The following is a 3,660-nucleotide window of genomic DNA, read 5'->3' on the forward strand; positions in this document are numbered from 1 at the left end:
CCACTTTCTTGAGGTAGTTCTCTATCACATCTCTTCTGGCCCGGTAGAAGTGCATCCTTCCTTCTCTCCTCTCCTCCACGAGGTTGAGCCTCTTTAGCGTTCTGAGGTGGTGGCTTATGAGAGTCTGGTCAGCCTCAAGAACCTGGGCCAGGATGCAGACGCAGAGCCAGTGATTCCTAGTCATCTTGAGTATCTTGAAGCGGAGTGGATTCGCTATAACCTTCAGGAACTCGACGACATCCATAGAAACTTCCGTCTCGACCTCAGCCTCCAGCTCCGGAAGACCGCAGTTCTCAATGCACTTTTTCACGGTCTTCTTTTGTTTCTCATTGAGTTTTTCCACGATCTCCTTAACCTTCATCGCATTCACCAGGGGAATAAAGGGACAACCTCCTAATAAAATTTTTCAATTGAACTAATCGACAACTCTGAGCCTAACGCCACTTCCATCGCTCAGGTAGGCTCGCACACTGTCCTCGGTGAAGGGCCAGGCTATTATGATATGAACCCCGCCGAACTTCGAGAAAAACTCCAGGTCGGCCTCCGATGGCCAGGGGTTTGGGGAGGGGTGGGAATGTACTGTCCCCTTTACGCTCTCGTCGTAGGGGAGCATCCAAGTGTTGAAGAAAACCGAACCGGGACCGGAATGCGGGTTTGGAGCTATCAAAACTTCCTCGAAGACCCCGTCCTTTTCTCTGAGAAAGCCCGCGAATTCGTTTGGATAGGCGTTTCTGGCAAGTTCGAGGAGGTATTCCATGAGTTCCCTCCGTATCCTCACTTCCATCATGGTAAAAAAAGAGGATGTAAGGGTTAAAAAGGCTTCGAATCACAGCACGGCTATTGCCTCTATCTCGACCTTGACCCCCTTGGGGAGCTTGGAGACCTCAACAACGGCTCTGGCCGGCTTTGAGTGCCCGAAGTACTCCTCGTAAACTCTGTTGAACTCCTCGTAGTCCCCGATGTCGTCGAGATAGACTGTCACCTTAGCGACGTCATCAACGGTTGCCCCGGCAGACTCAAGTATAGCGATGAGGTTTTCTATTGCCTGTCTTGCCTGAACTCTGATGTCACCCTTCACAAGCTCCCCCGTCTTCGGGTTTATCGGTATCTGGCCTGAGACAAAGATCATTTTATCCGGGTTGCGCACAACTATTCCCTGGCTGTAGGGTCCTATCGGCCTTGGGGCTTCCTCAGTGTAAACGGGAACTCTGCTTACCATCTCCACCACCTCTGGATATTAGTTCATAAATGTTATTAAAAATCTTTCGGGTGGTGTTTCAGCTTATGTGGTTAGAAAACCCCCTAAAAGAAAAGATGGATGGATATAAGGCTTTACCTGCTGTCAGCGAAGCGAAGAGTCCTCATCGGCTTCCCTCGGGTGTCCTCGGCCTCATCATCCTTTCTTCTCAAGGTACTTCTCAAGGTTCTTCGAAGGGACATCCAGCGGGAGGCCTACCTTTCCGAGGGCAGTGCGGAGCGCGAAGACGCGGGCGTGCTCGATGAAGGGTTTTTGGGCGAAGGCTTCAACTTCTAAAGTCTCGTAGGCCTCTATGACCTTCGGTATGTCCTCCTTCTTGGCCTTCTTGGAGGGGAACTCACTCTCGATGCCCTCAATGTCGATTCCCGCGTAAGCCGGTATCTTCAGCGACGTCGTCTCGTTTATGCTCGCCAGCAATCTGGCAACGTCGAGCATCGGAGTTTTTTCGTCTATTATGAGCCTCTTGACAACTATCCACCTTCTGTGCTTTGCAGTAAAGTTCACGTGGGGCTCGCTAAAGGGAAACTCTGTGTCAACACCCTTCAAGCTCCCCCCAGGGTAGTCAACGGGTGCTATCTCGCGGAGGGTTTCCCTGACGAGGAGGGCTTTGGCTGCATCGACGATGAGCTTCTTCAGCTTCTTGTCCTTCTCCCCCACGAGGGCTCCAAGTTTTCTAGCCGTTCCCGGCGACTTGAGGAGTGCCACGGTTTCGGTTAGGCTCTCCCTTCTAAGCTCGTTCGCAAGAGATATCAGCCCATCGACGTTGAGGATCTCTCCAAAGTAGAAGGGGATCCTCCCGTTAACTGAGTTCGAGACGGCCGAAAGGAAGAGCGCTATTCTCTCGTCATCCATCTCGGTGAGCCTCTTAGCCACTTCCCATTCAAGGTGCCTGGCGGTGAAGGCAATATGGTCTTCAACCCTCATGACTCTCACCGTTCAGACTTCTCGCCCCATTCTTTTATCTTTTTCCTAGGCTCGATAAAGGTTATAAGTGGGCCCGAGCATTGGGACTTAGTAAGTGGAAGAGGGACTGGAAATGGGTGAGGAGGAGAAGGTTGGTGGGTTCACTCCACATGAGTACGGGGAGAACTTGGAGCTTGGTGTTGATTTCAACACGACGGAGGAAATCAAGGTTCCAGAGAAGCTCATAGACCAAGTCATCGGCCAGGATCACGCGGTTGAGGTCATAAAGACCGCAGCTACTCAGAAGAGGCACGTCCTCCTCATAGGTGAACCAGGAACCGGAAAGTCAATGCTGGGTCAGGCGATGGCTGAGCTCCTGCCGACGGAGAACCTTGAGGACATACTCGTCTTTCCCAATCCAGAGGACGAGAACATGCCTAAAATCAAGACTGTCCCGGCCTGTCAGGGGAGGAAGGTAGTTCAGAAGTACCGCGAGAAGGCCAAGAGTCAGGAGAGCGTAAAGTCTTACATACTCCTCTTCGTCATGCTGACGGTAATGTTCGCCCTCTTCCTCCAGTTCTCAGCGACAACCCTCCTGATGGGCCTCTTCGTTATAATCCTAACCATGATGGCCCTCTCCAACATGCGCTTCCGCAACACAGTTCTGGTTCCAAAACTCCTCGTGGACAACTGCGGAAGGATTAAGGCCCCTTTCGTTGACGCAACGGGGGCACACGCCGGTGCTCTGCTCGGTGATGTCAGACACGACCCGTTCCAGTCCGGTGGCCTTGGTACTCCAGCCCACGAGCGCGTTGAGCCCGGAATGATACACCGTGCCCACAAGGGAGTCCTCTTCATAGACGAGGTGGCGACCCTCAGCCTGAAGATGCAGCAGAGCCTCCTCACGGCGATGCAGGAGAAGAAGTTCCCGATTACAGGGCAAAGCGAGCTTTCGAGCGGTGCAATGGTCAGGACGGAGCCCGTCCCCTGCGACTTCATCCTAGTCGCGGCAGGTAACTTGGACACCGTTGACAAGATGCATCCCGCTCTTCGCTCCCGTATAAGGGGCTACGGTTACGAGGTCTACATGCGCACCACTATGCCCGACACGATAGAGAACAGGAGAAAGCTCGTCCAGTTCGTTGCCCAGGAAGTTAAACGCGACGGCAAGATTCCCCACTTCACCCGTGAAGCAGTCGGGGAGATAGTGAGGGAGGCCCAGAAGAGGGCCGGCAGGAAGGGCCATCTGACGCTCCGCCTGAGAGACCTCGGTGGAATAGTGAGGGCCGCTGGCGACATAGCGGTCAAGAAGGGCAAGAGGTACGTCGAGAGGGAGGACGTCCTTGAGGCTTTGAGATTGGCGAAACCGCTGGAGAAACAGCTCGCCGACTGGTATATTGAGAGGAAGAAGGAGTATCAGGTCATAAAGACCGAGGGGAGCGAGATAGGAAGGGTCAACGGCCTTGCCGTCATAGGAGAGGCGAGCGGTATAGTGCTGC

Annotated in this window: 5 protein-coding genes; 1 reads left to right on the forward strand and 4 read right to left on the reverse strand. The window is 53.4% G+C overall.

Annotated elements, in window-relative coordinates:
* From MVD07_RS00225 to MVD07_RS00240, 4 genes are all read right to left on the reverse strand, one after another.
* Positions 1–361 (reverse strand): metalloregulator ArsR/SmtB family transcription factor (locus MVD07_RS00225; protein WP_297497023.1); only part of this gene is annotated, 361 nt, incomplete at its 3' end.
* A 54-nt stretch (positions 362–415) separates the two neighbouring features.
* Positions 416–787 carry a Mov34/MPN/PAD-1 family protein gene (locus tag MVD07_RS00230; RefSeq protein ID WP_297497020.1) on the reverse strand — a complete coding sequence of 124 codons (372 nt, stop codon included), beginning with the start codon at positions 785–787 and terminating at the stop codon, positions 416–418.
* A gap of 39 nt (positions 788–826) precedes the next feature.
* A complete protein-coding gene (locus MVD07_RS00235; RefSeq protein WP_297497027.1) occupies positions 827–1,219 on the reverse strand; it encodes a RidA family protein in 393 nt (130 codons plus the stop codon).
* Between the two features lie 174 nt (positions 1,220–1,393).
* Positions 1,394–2,182, reverse strand: a complete 789-nt coding sequence (locus MVD07_RS00240; RefSeq protein ID WP_297497030.1) for a DUF2666 family protein — start codon at positions 2,180–2,182, stop codon at positions 1,394–1,396.
* 112 nt (positions 2,183–2,294) lie between these two features.
* Between MVD07_RS00240 and lonB the strand changes: the two genes are divergently transcribed.
* On the forward strand, positions 2,295–3,660 hold a 1,366-nt coding region (gene lonB, locus MVD07_RS00245; RefSeq protein WP_297497034.1), incomplete at its 3' end, for an ATP-dependent protease LonB.

Source organism: Thermococcus sp., from assembly GCF_027008145.1.
In the GTDB taxonomy this organism is placed as follows: domain Archaea; phylum Methanobacteriota_B; class Thermococci; order Thermococcales; family Thermococcaceae; genus Thermococcus.